12 protein-coding genes are annotated in these 14,807 nt (G+C 73.9%); 5 read left to right on the forward strand and 7 right to left on the reverse strand.

The annotated features are described in order from the left end of the window. Positions 1-220 (reverse strand): DUF6716 putative glycosyltransferase (locus CCN35_RS11670; protein WP_342748593.1); only part of this gene is annotated, 220 nt, incomplete at its 3' end. Positions 221-418: 198 nt separating this feature from the next. On the opposite strand from CCN35_RS11670, the gene CCN35_RS11675 reads away from it, so the two are divergent. The 4 genes from CCN35_RS11675 (at position 419) to CCN35_RS11690 (ending at position 5,347) form a co-directional block, all read left to right on the forward strand. Further along, complete coding sequence (locus tag CCN35_RS11675; protein WP_067394428.1) at positions 419-1,405, forward strand: glycosyltransferase family 2 protein; 987 nt, start codon at positions 419-421, stop codon at positions 1,403-1,405. After that, on the forward strand, positions 1,405-2,736 hold the full coding sequence (locus CCN35_RS11680) for a polysialyltransferase family glycosyltransferase (protein ID WP_086792517.1): 1,332 nt from the start codon (positions 1,405-1,407) through the stop codon (positions 2,734-2,736). Before CCN35_RS11675 ends, CCN35_RS11680 begins: the two co-directional genes overlap by 1 nt. 286 nt (positions 2,737-3,022) lie before the next feature. Continuing rightward, a complete protein-coding gene (locus tag CCN35_RS11685; RefSeq protein WP_067394442.1) occupies positions 3,023-3,988 on the forward strand; it encodes a glycosyltransferase family 2 protein in 966 nt (321 codons plus the stop codon). A gap of 3 nt (positions 3,989-3,991) precedes the next feature. Then, the gene (locus tag CCN35_RS11690; protein WP_067394445.1) at positions 3,992-5,347 is read left to right on the forward strand and encodes a polysialyltransferase family glycosyltransferase; all 1,356 of its coding nucleotides are present in this window, start codon (positions 3,992-3,994) and stop codon (positions 5,345-5,347) included. Between the two features lie 203 nt (positions 5,348-5,550). On the opposite strand, the gene leuE is transcribed toward CCN35_RS11690, so the two are convergent. Both leuE and CCN35_RS11700 read right to left on the reverse strand, forming a co-directional pair. Beyond that, positions 5,551-6,216: a leucine efflux protein LeuE gene (gene leuE, locus CCN35_RS11695; RefSeq protein WP_067394447.1), complete on the reverse strand. Its 666-nt coding sequence runs from the start codon at positions 6,214-6,216 to the stop codon at positions 5,551-5,553. A gap of 148 nt (positions 6,217-6,364) precedes the next feature. Beyond that, positions 6,365-7,945, reverse strand: a complete 1,581-nt coding sequence (locus tag CCN35_RS11700) for an acyl-CoA mutase large subunit family protein (protein WP_067394450.1) — start codon at positions 7,943-7,945, stop codon at positions 6,365-6,367. 322 nt (positions 7,946-8,267) lie between these two features. On the opposite strand from CCN35_RS11700, the gene CCN35_RS11705 reads away from it, so the two are divergent. Then, a complete protein-coding gene (locus tag CCN35_RS11705; protein ID WP_067394453.1) occupies positions 8,268-9,110 on the forward strand; it encodes a L,D-transpeptidase family protein in 843 nt (280 codons plus the stop codon). Between the two features lie 1,334 nt (positions 9,111-10,444). On the opposite strand, the gene CCN35_RS11720 is transcribed toward CCN35_RS11705, so the two are convergent. The 4 genes from CCN35_RS11720 to CCN35_RS11735 all read right to left on the reverse strand — a co-directional run. Beyond that, positions 10,445-11,107, reverse strand: a complete 663-nt coding sequence (locus CCN35_RS11720) for an RNA polymerase sigma factor (RefSeq protein WP_086792524.1) — start codon at positions 11,105-11,107, stop codon at positions 10,445-10,447. Positions 11,108-11,399: 292 nt separating this feature from the next. Further along, entirely contained in the window at positions 11,400-12,047 is a 648-nt protein-coding gene (locus tag CCN35_RS11725) for an RNA polymerase sigma factor (RefSeq protein ID WP_067394463.1), read from the reverse strand. A gap of 579 nt (positions 12,048-12,626) precedes the next feature. Next, positions 12,627-13,205, reverse strand: coding sequence for a hypothetical protein (locus CCN35_RS11730; protein ID WP_067394465.1), 579 nt, complete (start codon positions 13,203-13,205; stop codon positions 12,627-12,629). 184 nt (positions 13,206-13,389) lie between these two features. Then, positions 13,390-14,807: beta-N-acetylhexosaminidase (locus CCN35_RS11735; RefSeq protein WP_245863124.1), on the reverse strand; the 1,418-nt coding region annotated here is incomplete at its 5' end.

Below are 14,807 nucleotides of genomic sequence, written 5' to 3' on the forward strand. Positions count from 1 at the left end.
AGTCCGCGCGGACGCCGGCCTCGCCGAGCTGGCGGGGGGTGGGGGTGGCGCGGCCCCGCAGCAGATATCCGTCCAGGCGGACGCCGGCTCCGGCCGGGTCCTTCGGACGTCCGGGGCCCGGCGGCGCGATGCGCCGCGCGGTGAGCGCGCCCCATTTCCACCGGGTGTCGGAATCCGCGAGGACCGCCGCTCTGAGGGGTTTCTTCGCACTGGCTGGCACGCCGGAGAAGCTAGGAAGCGATTTCCAGGAACGGCCCAACCGTGCGTCAACGAAGGGTGAACAACACCCCACCGGAAATCGAACCGGCCCGTGGAATTCCCGGACGTACGCGCGGGACACCGTTTCGCCGCATGGCGTTCACCCGCCGTATCCCCGTCGGAAATTCCCGGCTCCGGACGGCCTCCTAGGATTTCGCGCGTGCCCAGACTTTCCGTGATCGTCCCGTTCTACAATGTCCGGCAATACGCCTCGGACGCCTTGGTGAGCCTTCGTGCGAACGCCCGGCCGGACTTCGAGTTCGTTCTGGTCGACGACCACTCCCAGGACGGCACCTCGGCGCTCGTGGAACGCGCCGCCGAGGAACTCTCGCAGGTCGCCCGGGTGCGCTGCATCCGCCATGAGCGGAACAAGGGGCTCGCCACCGCGCGCAACACCGGGCTGGACGCGGCACGGGGCGACTATCTGACCTTCCTGGACGGCGACGACTGGCTCGCCCCGGGACATCTGACCGACCTGGTCGCAGCCATCGAGCAGCTGGGCTGCGACTTCGTCCGCACCGATCATGTGCGGGTCACCGGCCGCGCCCGGTCCGTGCACCGGGCCCCGGTCGGCAGACGGAACGAGGTGCTGGACCCGCGGGACGCGATCCTGCCCGCCGACCGGACGACCTCGGTGGACTACCCGTACGCCTGGGCCGGCGTCTACCACCGCCGGCTGCTGGAGCGCGGCCTGCTGCACTTCACCGACGGGCTGCGCACGGCCGAGGACCGGCCGTGGATCTGGAGGCTGCACCGCGAGGCGGAGTCGTTCGCCGTGGTGGGTCTGCTGGGCGTGTTCTACCGGCGCGGGGTCGCCTCCTCCCTCACCCGGATCGGCGATGCCCGCCGGCTCGACTTCATCCGCGCCTTCGACCAGGTGCTCGAGGAGACGGCGGCGGACCGCGACGCCGGCCGGCTGCTGCCCAAGGCGGTGCGGACGTACTGCGCGGTCATCGCCCATCACCTCGCCGGCAAGGACACGTTCGAACCGGCCGTGGCCAGGCGGCTGCGGGCGATGAGCGCGGCGGCGCTCAGGCGGATGCCGCAGGACACGCTCGACGAGGTGCTGGAGGCCATGGACCTGCGCCGGGCCACCCGGCTGCGGCGGCTGCGCCGCCGGATCACCACGGCGGGGGAGGCCGCCTGATGTCCCGGACCACCCAGATCTTCTGCGCCTCGACGCCGCACGGCGCCGTCACCCTGGCGGCCGCCGCCGAGTCCGGCTGCCTCGCCCGGGCCGAGCGGCGTGTGCTGCTGGTCCTCAACGCCGCCACGATCCCGGAGGCCACTCCCTCCCTGGACGGGATGCCGGGCTTCGCGGCGCTGCGCGACCGCTTCGACGAGCTGCTGTCCTGGAACGAGGTCATCAGTCCCCTGCACCCGGCGTCCTGGACGCCGCGCCCCGACGACATCCCGCTCCTGGAGCGCCATCTGCGGCTGCTGTGGGGGCTCGGCGACGACCGTGTGGAGCTGGTCGTCGAGTCCCTCCAGGACGGCCCGGCCCTCACCGTGACCCGGCTGTTCACCGGGGCCCCCGTCCACGCCTGCGCCGAGGGCCTGACGGGCTACGGCCCCACGCCGGACAGGCTCGACCCGCTGGTCGGCACACGGGTGCGGCAGCTGCTGCACCTGGATCTGGTGCCGGGCCTGCGGCCGATGCTGCTGAGCGAGTTCGACGTGCCGGCGCGCGCGGTGCCGGCGTCCGCCTTCCTGAAGGTGGTGAAGGAGCTGTCCGGGGCCGCCGGCGAGGTGCCCGCCCCGCCGGACGGCGCCGCGCTGCTGCTCGACCCGTGCCCGTCCGCCCCCGGCCTTCTCTCCCCCGAGGAAGAGGAGGAGCTGCGCATGCGGATGCTGCGGGGGGCCGTCGCGCGCGGCCACCGCACCGTCGTCCTCGCACCGCACCCGACCGCGCCGGTTCCCTGCGGCCGTGCCCTGGAGGCGGAGGCCGGCCGGCTCGGCGCGGACCTCGTCGTCCCGGACCCGCCCGTGCTCGCCGAGGTGCTCTTCGAGCGGGCCCGGCCCGCGCTGGTCGTCGGCTGCTGCTCCACCGCGCTGTTCACGGCGTCCGTGTTCTACGGGCTGCCGGTGGCCCGCACCGGCACCGGGGAGCTTCTCGGCCGGCTGCGGCCCCACCAGGAGGGCAACCGGGTCCCGGCCGTCCTCTCCGACGCGGTGCTGCCGCCCCTGGAAGCCGGCGAGGAGGGGGCCGCCTTGGACGCCGACGCGCTGAACGACCTGGTCACCGCGCTCGGCTTCACCCTGCGGCCACGGCTCCACCCGTCCCTGCGCCCGGCCGCGGAGCGCTACCTCGCACAGCACTCCGGGCCGCACGTCCAGCGCTACTTCCCGCGCGGACGGCTCACCTCGCTGGGGCTTCCCGGCGGCGTCCCGAAGCAGCTGGCGTCCCTGTCCCGCCATCCCGCCGCGCGGCGGATGGCGCGGCGGGCCCGGGCGCTGAGGAAGGCCGTGCGGGGCTGAGGACCCGCACGGCCCACGCCGCTCCCGGCGGCCGGCGGCCGGCAGCCGCGGCGGTCGCCCGGCCGCCGCGGCGGGGCGTACGGCACACGGAGGCCCTCCGGGGAAACCGCCGGGCGGTCCCCGGCGCCTTCCGGGAAACCCGCGGACGGACACCGGACGCCCGGAATTCATCGCCGATTCGGCCAGAATTCATTTTCCCGCGCCTTGGACGACACTGCCCCCGCCGCCGCCGTCGTTAGCCTGTTCTCCATCCCCGATCTTCGAGCTTCGAGCGTGAGAGGCCCTCGTGCCGAGACTGTCCGTTGTCGTTCCCCTGCACAATGTGGGAGCGTTTGCCGAGAGCACTCTGCGCAGCCTCGCCGTCAATGCGCGCCCCGACTTCGAATTCCTGCTCGTCGACGACTGCTCCACGGACTCCACGCCGCGGACGGTCGACCGCTGGGCCGAGAGAATTCCCCGCGCCCGGGTGATCCGGCACGAGAGGAACATGGGCATAGCCCAGGCGCGCAACAGCGGTATCGACGCGGCGAACGGCGAGTTCCTCACCTTTCTGGACGGCGACGACTGGTACGGGCCGGGCCATCTCGCCGCCCTGGTGTCCGCCATGGAGGAACTGGGCTGCGACTTCGCCCGCACCGACCACGTCCGGGTCACCGGCACCGAGCGGGTGATCCGGCGGCCCCCGGCCCCGGTGCGGGGCCTCGTGATGGACCCGCGCGACGGCATAGCGCCCGCCGACACGGAGACGATGGTCGACTACCCCTTCGTCTGGGCGGGGATCTACCACCGCCGTCTCTTCGAGGACGGCGCCATGCGCTTCGCGACCGAACTGCGCACGGCCGAGGACCGGTTGTGGATCTGGCGGCTGCATCTGCGGGCCAGGACGTACGCCTCCCTCGGGCTGCACGGCGTGTTCTACCGGCGGGGCGTCGCGACCTCGCTCACCCGGATCAGGGACTCCCGTCAGCTGGACTTCATCCCGGCGTACGACATGCTGCTGCGGGACCTGCGCAAGGACCCGGAGGGCGAACGCTTCCTCCCCAAGGCCGTACGGACCTACTGCGCCATGATCGCCTTCCACCTCGGCAAGGCGAAGGAGTACGAGCCCTCGACGGCCCGGCGGCTGCGGCGTGAGGCACGGGCCGCGCTCCACCGCATGCCCGAGCAGGTGCTCGAGGAGACCCTCAGAACCATCGACAGCACCCGGAGCAGGCTGCTCGGCCGCCTGCGCGACGGGCGGAGGGCTGCCTGACCCATGCCTCGCACGACCCAGATCTTCCAGGTCTCGACCCTCTACGGAGCGGCCACCCTCGCCGCGGCGCTCGACGCGGGCCTGTTCGGCCCGCGCGACGGGGTCCGGCGCATCCTGCTGCTCTCCCACAACGCCGCCGTGCCGGAGACGGCCCTGCGTCTGGAGAGGATGCACGGCTACGCACGCCTGGCCGCCCGGTTCGACTCGGTGGCCGACTGGAACGAGGCGATCAGACCCCACCATCCCAGCACCTGGGGGCCGCGGGGGAACGACACGGTGCTGTGGCAGAGGGCGTTCCGCCTGCTGTGGGGGATCGACGCACGGGACCGGGTCGAACTCGCCGTCGAGTCGATCCAGGTGAACCCGGCCCGCGCACTGGCGGCGATCTTCTCCGAGAGCACCGTCCATGTGTACGCCGACGGCCTCATGAGTTACGGCCCGACCCGGGACAGACTGCCGCTGACCGTCGCGCGCCGCATCCGGCGGCTGCTCCATCTCGACCTGATCCCCGGTCTGAGGCCGCTGCTGCTGTCCGAGTACGGCGTCGAGCCCGAGATCGTCCCGGACGAGGCGTTCCGCGGCGTGCTCGACGAGATCTCCCGGGACGCGGCGGACGACCCCCGGCTGGCCCCCGTCCTCGCCAAGGAGCCGACGGCCGTGCTCCTGGGCCAGTACCTGGCGGCGCTCGGCATTCTGAGCGCGCAGGAGGAGGAGGACCTCCATGTCCGCATGCTCACCGGGGCCGTGCGCGCCGGGCACCGGTCCGTGGTCTTCAAGCCCCATCCGACGGCCCCCGCCGGCTACTCGGAGGCGCTGGGCAGGGCGGCGGCGGACGCGGGCGTCCGGCTCACCGTGCTGGACGCACCGCTGCTGGCCGAGACGCTGTACCACCACTGCCGTCCCGCGCTGGTCGCCGGCTGTTTCTCGACGGCGATGGTGACCGCCTCCGCCTACTACGGCGTGCCCGTGGCCCGGGTGGGGACCGCGCTGGTGATGGAGCGTCTCACTCCCTACCCGAACAGCAACCGCGTCCCCCTGGCCGTGATCGACCACCTGGTGCCCGACCTGGAGCGCGCGGAGGCCCCGGCCCTGGTCGGCGCGGCTCCCGACACCTTGCCGCCGCTGGTCCGGGCGATCGGTTTCTGCATGCAGCCCGGGACGTATCCGGGGCTGCGGGAGCCGACGGCGAACTGGCTGCGGCGCCATCTGGCCGACTGCCCCGCCCCCTACTTCCCCGCATCGCGTCTGGCCGAGCTCGGCCTTCCCGGCAGCCGCCCCCGGGCACGCGCGAGGGTCCGGGTGGACCGTTCCCTGCGCAGGGTGCGCAGAGCGGTACGGCGCGCCTCCCGGAAGAGGTGAGGCGTGCCCCGGAAGGGGCGACCCATGACAGGGACGACGCGGGAGCGGAGCCCGTGGCGGCGCCCGGCCGGTGGGCCGGGCGCCGCCGCGTCCCACCGGTGCACCCGCTTCCCGGCAGACGACCGGTGCACTCCCCCCGTCCCGGGCGGCCCCGCGGCCGCCCTCACACGCTCACGCGGTCACCCGGCCGTCCGGGCACACGGTCACGCGCTCGCCAGCGACAGCTTCACCGCGAAGCCCAGGAACAGGGCGCCCGCCGCCGAGGTCGCCCCCGCCGACAGGAGCCTGCGGCGGCGGAAGGCGGCGGCGAGCCTCGTACCGCTGAAGATCAGAAGGCTGAGGTAGAGGAAGCTGGCCAGCTGGAGCAAGGCGCCGAGGACGACGAAGGAGAGGGCCGGGTAGGGGTAGGCCGGGTCGACGAACTGCACGAAGAAGGCGACGACGAACAGGATCGCCTTGGGGTTGACCAGGCTGATGACCAGCGCCCGGCGGAACGGCCGCTCCCCGGCGGCCTCCCGTGTGGTCTCCCCGGGGGCCTGCGCCTCCTCCAGGGCCCGCTCCCGGCGGGTGCGCCACATCTCCCGGGCGGCCCGCAGCATCCCGACCGCGATCCACGCCAGATATCCGGCACCGGCGTACTTCACGATGCCGAACAGCACGGGGTTCGCCTTCAGCAGGGAGGCGGCCCCGGCCGCCCCCAGCGTCATGAGCACGGTGTCCCCGCACCAGACCCCCGCCGCGGCCGTGTACCCGGCGCGGACGCCCCGCCGGGCGGCGACGGAGAGCACATAGAGCGAGTTGGGCCCGGGCAGCAGGACGATGAGGACGAGTCCCGCCAGATAGGTGGGCAGGTGCACGACGCCGAACATGGCAAGGAGTGTCGCACGGCGGACACGGCACCCCGGGTCCGGGCTTCCCGCCAGAAACCCTCCCCGGGCGGGCCCCGGGCGGGCGGCCACGGCCCTTCGCGGGACGCGCCGCCCCGGCACGTGCGGGGGGCATCTCGCCCGGTACGGGTCAGAACGTGTCGTTCGGCACGTGGGTCCCCCAGACCTCCCGCAGCGCGTTGCACACCTCGCCCACCGTCGCCCGCGCCCGCAGGGCCTCCCTCATCGGGTACAGGACGTTGTCCTCGCCCGCGGCGGCCTTCCTCAGGGCGGACAGGGCCGTCTCGACCGCCGTCCGGTCGCGCTCGGCGCGCAGCCTGGCCAGGCGTTCGGCCTGCCGGATCTCGATGGCCGGGTCGACGCGGAGCGGCTCGTACGGCTCCTCCTCGTCCAGCTGGAAGCGGTTGACTCCGACGACCACGCGCTCGCCGGAGTCGGTCTCCTGGGCGATGCGGTAGGCGTTGCGCTCGATCTCCTGCTTCTGGAAGCCGCGCTCGATGGCGTTGACCGCGCCGCCGAGCTCCTCGACCTTCCGCATCAGCTCCAGCGCCGCCTCCTCGACGTCGTCGGTCATCCGCTCGACGGCGTACGACCCGGCGAAGGGGTCGACGGTGGCGGTCACATCGGTCTCGTGGGCCAGGACCTGCTGCGTGCGCAGGGCCAGACGCGCGGACTTGTCCGTGGGCAGCGCGATCGCCTCGTCGAAGGCGTTGGTGTGCAGCGACTGGGTGCCGCCGAGCACGGCCGCCAGGCCCTGGACGGCGACACGGACCAGGTTCACCTCCGGCTGCTGGGCCGTCAGCTGCACCCCCGCCGTCTGCGTGTGGAAGCGCAGCATCATCGACTTGGGGTTCCGCGCGCCGAACTCCTCCTTCATCACCCGCGCCCAGATCCGGCGGGCCGCGCGGAACTTGGCGACCTCCTCCAGGATCGTGGTGCGGGCGACGAAGAAGAAGGACAGACGGGGCGCGAAGTCGTCGACGTCCATGCCGGCCGCGACCGCCGTGCGCACGTACTCGATGCCGTTCGCCAGCGTGAAGGCGATCTCCTGCGCGGGCGAGGCACCGGCCTCGGCCATGTGGTAGCCGGAGATCGAGATGGTGTTCCACTTCGGGATCTCGGCCCGGCAGTACTTGAAGATGTCCGCGATCAGCCGCAGCGAGGGCTTGGGCGGGAAGATGTACGTCCCGCGCGCGATGTACTCCTTCAGCACGTCGTTCTGGATCGTGCCCGTGAGCCTGTCCGCCGTCACGCCCTGCTCCTCCGCCACCAGCTGGTACAGGAGCAGCAGCAGTGCGGCCGGGGCGTTGATCGTCATCGACGTCGACACCTTGTCCAGCGGGATCCCGTCGAACAGCACCCGCATGTCGTCGATGGAGTCGATGGCCACGCCCACCTTGCCGACCTCGCCGTGCGCGATCGGCGCGTCGGAGTCGTGCCCCATCTGGGTGGGCAGGTCGAAGGCGACGGACAGGCCCATGGTGCCCGCCTCGATCAGCTGCTTGTAGCGGGCGTTGGACTCCGTGGCCGTGCCGAAGCCGGCGTACTGGCGCATGGTCCAGGGGCGGCCGGTGTACATCGTGGGGTACACACCGCGGGTGAACGGGTACGCCCCCGGCTCCCCCAGCTTCTCCGCCGGGTCCCAGTCCTTGAGGGCGTCCGGCCCGTAGACCGGCTCGATGGGCAGTCCGGACTCCGACTCGCGCGCCATGGTGTGTGCCTCCCCGTCCTGGTTCTCCCGCTTGCCCGTCAGTCGCTCACCAGTTGCTCACCGGTCCGGTCGACCCTCGCCACGGACTGTAGCGGCGGCCGTGCTCCGGGTGGAGCGCCCCACGCTGGGACCTTGCTCACAGCCTTGCGCACATCCGTCGAGCTCTCCTCGAGCTCCCGACAGGCTCCTGGTGAGCCGTTCCCGTCGTCCGTCCCGGTGTCGTCCGCCTCCCACCCTGCCCCGTGGTTCGTCGTCCGGCATGTGTGGGGAGACATCCGGTGTACCGCCGGGGAGGGACACCGGGGAGGCAGCGGGGGGCGCCATGCGGACCGGGGGCAGGAGAAGAGCGGTCGCCGCCGTCGCGGTCGCGGTCCTGGCCGCGGTGGGCGGCTGCACGATGCAGCCTCCGGGCCCGGACGGCACGTACGGCTCCCCCGTGCACGTCACGGTCCCGTCCTCCCGGCCGTCCGCCGGTCCCGGCGGGGGCGCGGGGGCGGCCCGGAGTCCGGGCCCGGTCCCGCCCCGCACCGTCGCGCAGGTCCTGTGGGCCCCGGGCGACAGCGGCCCCGGGGTGCGGGAACTCCAGGCCCGGCTGCGCCAGGTCGACTGGCTGCACGACGGACCCACCGGGTTCTACGACGATCTGACGGAGCGGGCCGTCCGGGGCTTCCAGGGCAAGCGCGGGCTGCCGCGGACCGGGCGGACCGACACGGTCACCTGGCAGCGGCTGCTGGGGATGACGCGGGAGCCGGGCAAGTGGGAGCTGTACCGGATGGGCGGGCAGCCGGCCGGCCCGCCCGATCCGCGCTGTCTGACCGGCCGGGTGCTGTGCATCGACAAGACCAGCCGGACCCTGCGCTGGATGATCGGCGGGCGGACGGTCTCGACGATGGCGGTGCGGTTCGGCACCTCGTCCGCACCCACCCGGGAGGGTGTGTTCCGCGTCTACTGGAAATCACGGCACCACGTGTCGACGCTCTATCACGCCCCGATGCCGTACGCCCTGTTCTTCAGCGGCGGCCAGGCCGTGCACTACTCCTACGACTTCGCGGCCCGCGGCTACGCGGGAGGCTCGCACGGGTGCGTCAACGTACGGGACGAGGCGGCCATGGCACAGCTGTTCGCCCAGGTGCGGGTCGGCGACAAGGTCGTCGTGCACTGGTGAGGACGGCGGCGGGGAGCAGCGGAAACGGCGGGGAACAGGGCGCGGGCGGGACCGGGGGAACGTGTCCCACCCGCGCCGATGCACGAGCCGCGGGTACGGGGGGAACCCCGGCTCGGTGCGACAGCCGATGACCAGTCGGCTCACTCCTTACTGCGCGGCGGCCGCCAAAAACGTCACACCTTGCCGGAAGAAAGTCGCATGGATGACAAAACCGCAGGTCACAAGGGGGCGCCGGACAACGCGTGACTGTGCGGCCCCGGGGCGGGAGCCATGGACGGAAGGGCCACGCCCCGTGCGCGGGGACGGTCGTCCCCCTGGCCGCCCCGCTGCCTGCCCTTGCCGTCTCCGGGGCCGTCCCCGGGACCGTCCCCGGGACCGCCTCTGCGACCGCCCTCGTCCTCGCCCCGGCCGCCCGGGCCCTTCCGGTCGCCCTGATCGCCCTGCTCGCCCTGGCCGCCGCGGCCCTTCTGGCCGCCCTTGCCCTCACGGCCGCCGTCGTGGTCCTTGTCCCGGTTCCCGCCGTCGGTGTCGCCGGCCCGGCCGTCGGCCGACTTCAGGACGCCCTTGCAGTACTTCCACACCTGCGCGGAGCCGCCGGCCGCCTCCTTCAGGGCGTGCTTGCGGTCGGCGCCCAGGCTTCTGCCGTCGTGCAGATCACGGCAGGCCGAGACCAGACGGCCCCGCCGGTCCGCGGCGCCGTCCCGGGCGCCGCCGGGGCCCGCGGCGCCACGGCCGGGGGTGACGCCGGAGGCGGCCTCGGAGGTGGCGGCGGAGTCGCCCTCGGTGTCCTGGGCGTCGCCGTCCGAGGTGCCGGCCGTGGCGCCACCGGGTGCCGCCGTGTCCGGGCCACCGCTCGCGGTGCCGCCGGAGGAGGACGGGCCCGGCGAGCGTCCGGGGGTCGCCCCGGCCGGGGCGGAGACCCGGGGCGCGGTCNNCGGCGGCCAGCACGGCCGACAGCGCGAGACGTACCGGACGGGTCCAGCGCGCACGCCCGGCACGCGCGCGCTCGCCCGCGCTCCGCACGGACGTGCCGATGCGGACGAGCCCCGCGTCGACGGGACCGGCGGACGTGTCACGGGCCGCGGCCCCCGTGCCGGCCCGCTTCGCCGCCCGCTCCGCGCGTGCCGTGCGGAAGGCGGCCAGCGCGGCGGCCTCACCGGGCAGTTCGGCGTCGGCCGGGGCGGGAGGGGACAGCTCGGCGGAGAGGGCCCCGAGTGCCTCGGCGAGCCGTTCGGCCTGGTCCTGGACGGTGGCGTCGACGGTGTCCAGGCGCTCTCCGCGCAGAAGCCGCTCCGCTGTGTCGCGGTCCAGCCACCTGTACTGCTCGTCGGCCATCACATGCCCTTCTGCGTCCGGGCGCGTATTTGCGTCACACCGGCGGACGTCACCGCCCGGCCCCGCGGTTTCCGCTGCGGCGGCAGCGCGTCGAGCGTGCGGGGGAGTTCCGGATCGTCGCCGAGCAGCTCCGCGAGCCGTTTCAGACCGCGGTGCGCGGCCGTGCGCACGGCACCGGGCCGCTTGCCGAGCGTCTCGGCGGCGGCCTTGGCGTCCAGGCCCATGACCACGCGCAGGACGACGGCCTCGGCCTGGTCCTGCGGGAGCCGGGCGATGAGCGAGAGGGTGCTGCCGGTGGCCAGCGCCTCCATGGCCTCGCCCGCGGTGTCGGACTGCGCGGGCCGGCCGGCCAGTTCCGTTTCGTCGCCGCCGATCACCGGGCGGCGTCCGCGCATCCGGATGTGGTCGAGCGCGCGGTTGCGGGCGATCCGGGCGGCCCAGCCGCGGAAGCGGTCGGCGTCCCCGCTGAAGCGCTCGAGGTCGCGGGCGATCTGCAGCCAGGCCTCGGACGTCACGTCCTCGGCGTCCGAGTCGCCGACCAGCGTGCGCACGTATCCGAGCAGCCGCGGATGCACGGCGCGGTACACAGTCCGGAACGCGGTCTCGTCCCCGTCCTGTGCCGCAAGCACCGCGGCGGTCAGCTCCGCGTCGTCCCCCTGCACGTGGTTCCTCAAGTGATCGAGTGAATCGTTGCGGCAGTGCGGCCGCCGACGGTTCGCGGCGCTCATGCCCGTCCCCCACCCGATGCGGCGGCACGCCGGGGCCGGAAACCGTCTGTCGTCCATGACGGTACAACGCGCAACCGGACCGGGTGAGAGCGAGGTGTGACGGAAAGCGTACGCACGGCGCTGTAGGGAGTACGGGCCGCCGCACGGCCCGCACCGCGCGGCAGCCGGGGTCTCTCCTGTGGGGGGTGGCGGCCCCGGCTGTCGCCGCGGTTCGCCCTGGCGGGGCCTATCCGGCCGGCCGGCCCCCTCGCCCCTCTCGTGCGCCCCGTGTCCCCTGTGTCCCTCGTGCTTCCCCGTCGCTTCCCGCTCCGAGCTCCCGGGCCAGCCGTTTCAGTCCCCGGTGGGCGGCGGTGCGCACCGCGCCGGGCCGCTTGCCGAGGACGCGTGCCGCGGCGGGGCCGTCGAGGCCGACGACCACCCGGAGCAGCACGGCCTCGGCCTGGTCGCGGGGCAGCCGCCCCAGAAGCGCGAGGGCCTGCTCGGTGGTGATGGACTCCAGGGCCTGGTCGTGGGTGCTGTGCGGGCCGGGCAGCTCCAGGACGTCCTGTTCGAGCGCGGTGCCCCGGGGCCGTGCGCGCTGCCGGCGCAGATGGTCGAGCGCCCGGTGCCGGGCGATGGTCGCCGTCCAGCCGCGGAAGCCCGCCCCGTCGCCCCGGAACCGGCCGAGGTCGCGGGCGATCTCCAGCCAGGCGTCCGACGCCACGTCCTCGGCGTCGTCCCCGACGAGTCCGCGCAGATATCCGAGCAGTCCGGGCTGCACGATCCGGTACGCGACCGCGAAGGCCTCCTCGTCGCCCTCCTGGGCCCGTGCGACGGCCTCACCCAGCTCCCCGTCGTACGCCTGCGCGCGACGGGGTTCCCCTCCCTGGCCCAAGAACCGTCCTCGTCCGTAGCGAGTCCCCGGACATGCGCACCCCTGCGCGTCCGGTCGTGTCCACGTCCCCCACGGTCATCAGCGTCGGCTTCCGCGGAAACGTCACAGCTCGTCAGAGGCCCTTTGCGCGCACATCGTTCCCCGCTCGCCCGGGACGCCCCGGCACGGCGGCCGCGGAAGCGGTCGCGCGGCCCCGGCCCACGGCGGCGCCGGGTCTCCTCGGCCGGGTTCCCGACCGGGCCCTCACCCGGATCCCCGGCCGTCGCTCGGAGTCGCGGGCTCGGCTCTCACCGCCGGGGTGCCCGCCGTCCGGCGCACCGGCCCGGTGACGGCGTACGGCCCGGTCCGCCGCCGGGTCGTCGTCCCGCCCCGCACCGTCCCGTCCCGTCCCGTCTCGTCCCGTCCGGAAGAGCGCGTCCTGTCCGTTCTCCCCGCTGTTCTTCTGTTCTTCCCGCCGCTCCTCCGTCGTTCCCCCCGCTGTTCCTCCCGCCGCTCTCCCGTCGTCCGCACCCGGCGCGGCACCGGTGCAGGGCTCCCGCGCCGCACCCCGGGGCGCCCCCGCGGACCACGGTCCGGGCCTCACACCCGGCTGCGGGCCCTGCGGGACACCACCGCCCGCAGGACGCGACGCCCCTCGGTGGAGACCTCCAGCGCCTGGCGGAGTCCGGCGGAGCCGTGCCCGGCCAGCAGTTCCAGGACGGTGATCTGCCGGCGCAGCTCGGCGGCGACGAGCGGCGAGGCGTCCTCCGTACGGCCCTCGCGGCAGGAGTCGACCGATGTCGTGTCCTCGGCCGGGTCCAGGAGCCGGTGGATCTGGAGCGAGGCGACCGAGCAGGCGTCCGCCCACTGCCGCACCTCGGGAGCGGACCGGGTGGCCGGCGCGGCGTCCAGCATCCGGCGGGCCAGCTGCGCGGCCTCGTCCTCGGCGGCCCCGCCCTCGGCGGCCGCCTCCCCGTCGGCCGCCTCCAGCGCCTCGCGCACCTGCTGGAGCCGTTCGGCCCAGTCGCCCTCGGAGGAACCGTCGGCGAGGCTTCCCCACAGGGGCCGCAGCACCTCGTCGTCGCCGCCGAGCAGCGGTATGCACCGATCCAAACAAGCCAGCCCGCTGGCGGCCAGTCCGCGCTCGTCGGCCTGCGCGATCAGTTCCACCAGGCTCATTTCCGCCTCCTTGTGGGACCCCGACCCCTACGGAGCCCGCACTCTCCCTCACGGTGTGCAATCGCCCGGTAGTGTCACACGGCGATCACGCACAGTCGAGACAGAGAGCGGTAACGGCGGAGGAAAAGATTCCGGCCACGCGCGGTGCAGAGGGGTTTCAGCCAGTCGTGCCGCCGGGGCCGCGTCAGCCCAGCCGGTCCGCCAGCGCCTTGAACTCCGCCCAGGACAGCTCCGGCCTGCCGGGGTTCCACAGCTTCTGGATCGTCGCCCGCAGCGGCATGCGGATGCCGGCCGCCACCTGGTCCTGGGTCTGGGAGTCCGCGAGGTCGCACCACACGGCGAACGAGCCGCCCAGGATCTGCGCGTCGTACCGTGCGGGCACCGCCTCGGTGCCGCGCAGCACGCGCGGGGTCCACTGTTCGTAGATCCGTTCCCCGGTCGGGTAGACGAAGGCATTCGGCTCGCCGAGGACGTAGTACAGGAACTCGTCGTTGTAGTTGAGGACCTTGCGGCCGGCGGAGAGGTACTCGACCGGCCGGCGGGCGCCTATCTCCTTGCCGGTCCAGTAGGCGGCCACGATGTCCTCCGCGGGCCGTACGGAGGTGTTCCGGAAGAAGCCGTCGTTCCACGCGCGCGGGGTGCGGTTGTTCCTGCGGACGGTGGCGGCGCGGTCGTTCAGCCAGCCCGTCGCCAGGTCGGCCACGGTGCCGCCGGGGCCGTGGGCCTTCCTCGCGGCGGCGGCCAGCTGCGGGTAGGACGCCTCGGGGTCGCGCACGGTCAGCGCCTGGTACTCGTCGCCGCCGAGGTGCCACTGGCTGCCGGGGAAGAGGTCCGCGTACTCGTCGAGCAGGTCGTCGACGATCCGGGCGGCCTGCTCCTTGGAGATGTCGATCGCGCCCCGGGTCGCCACGCCCTGCGCGTTGCGCAGCTGCAGCTCGGGGTGGGCGGCGAGCACCGCTCCCAGGTGGCCGGGCGAGTCGATCTCGGGGACGACGGTGATGTGCCGGCTGGCGGCGAGGTCGACGATCCGCTTGACCTCGGCCTTGGTGAGGTGGTTCCGGGAGACGACCTCCGGGTGCGTGTCGGACTGGATGCGGAAGCCCTGGTCGTCGGAGAAGTGCAGGCCCAGCTCGTTGAACTTCAGATCGCCCAGTTCGCGGATGCGGTCCTCGATCCAGTCGGCCGTGAACGGCTTGCGGGCGATGTCCAGCATGAAGCCGCGCCGCGGCTTGGCCGGCATGTCGTTCACGACGCCCTCGGGGGCCGTACCGCCGCCGCGCACCGCCTGCTTCAGGGTGCGGGTGCCGTAGAAGACGCCCGCGTCGGCCGGTCCCTCGATGGTCACCCGGCCGTCGCGCACGGTCATGGTGTACGACTCCGGGCTCCCGCCCCCGCCGAGCGCCAGCCGCAGGTCGCCGGAGCGCACGTCCTTCCTCTGCCCGGCGTACGTCAGGCCGAGTTCGCCCGCGATCAGCTTCCCCTCGTCGGCCAGGGAGGCGTGGTCCACCACCACCCGGGCGCCCCGGGCCGGCCGCCAGCCGGGGCCGCGGGCCGGGGTGTGGGAGCGCACGGCGGGAATGGTCCGCGGACGGGTCCTCGACG

Origin of the sequence: Streptomyces thermovulgaris, assembly GCF_002155915.1 — a bacterium.
In the GTDB taxonomy this organism is placed as follows: Bacteria; Actinomycetota; Actinomycetes; order Streptomycetales; family Streptomycetaceae; genus Streptomyces; species Streptomyces thermovulgaris.

What these genes read in the sequence shown, in the direction of transcription:
- CCN35_RS11680 (WP_086792517.1), top strand. Translation starts at nt 1,405, where the DNA reads ATGTCCCGGACCACCCAGATCTTCTGCGCCTCGACGCCGCACGGCGCC.
- CCN35_RS11690 (WP_067394445.1), top strand. Translation starts at nt 3,992, where the DNA reads ATGCCTCGCACGACCCAGATCTTCCAGGTCTCGACCCTCTACGGAGCG.
- leuE (WP_067394447.1), bottom strand. Translation starts at nt 6,216, where the DNA reads ATGTTCGGCGTCGTGCACCTGCCCACCTATCTGGCGGGACTCGTCCTC.
- CCN35_RS11700 (WP_067394450.1), bottom strand. Translation starts at nt 7,945, where the DNA reads ATGGCGCGCGAGTCGGAGTCCGGACTGCCCATCGAGCCGGTCTACGGG.
- CCN35_RS11705 (WP_067394453.1), top strand. Translation starts at nt 8,268, where the DNA reads ATGCGGACCGGGGGCAGGAGAAGAGCGGTCGCCGCCGTCGCGGTCGCG.
- CCN35_RS11730 (WP_067394465.1), bottom strand. Translation starts at nt 13,205, where the DNA reads ATGAGCCTGGTGGAACTGATCGCGCAGGCCGACGAGCGCGGACTGGCC.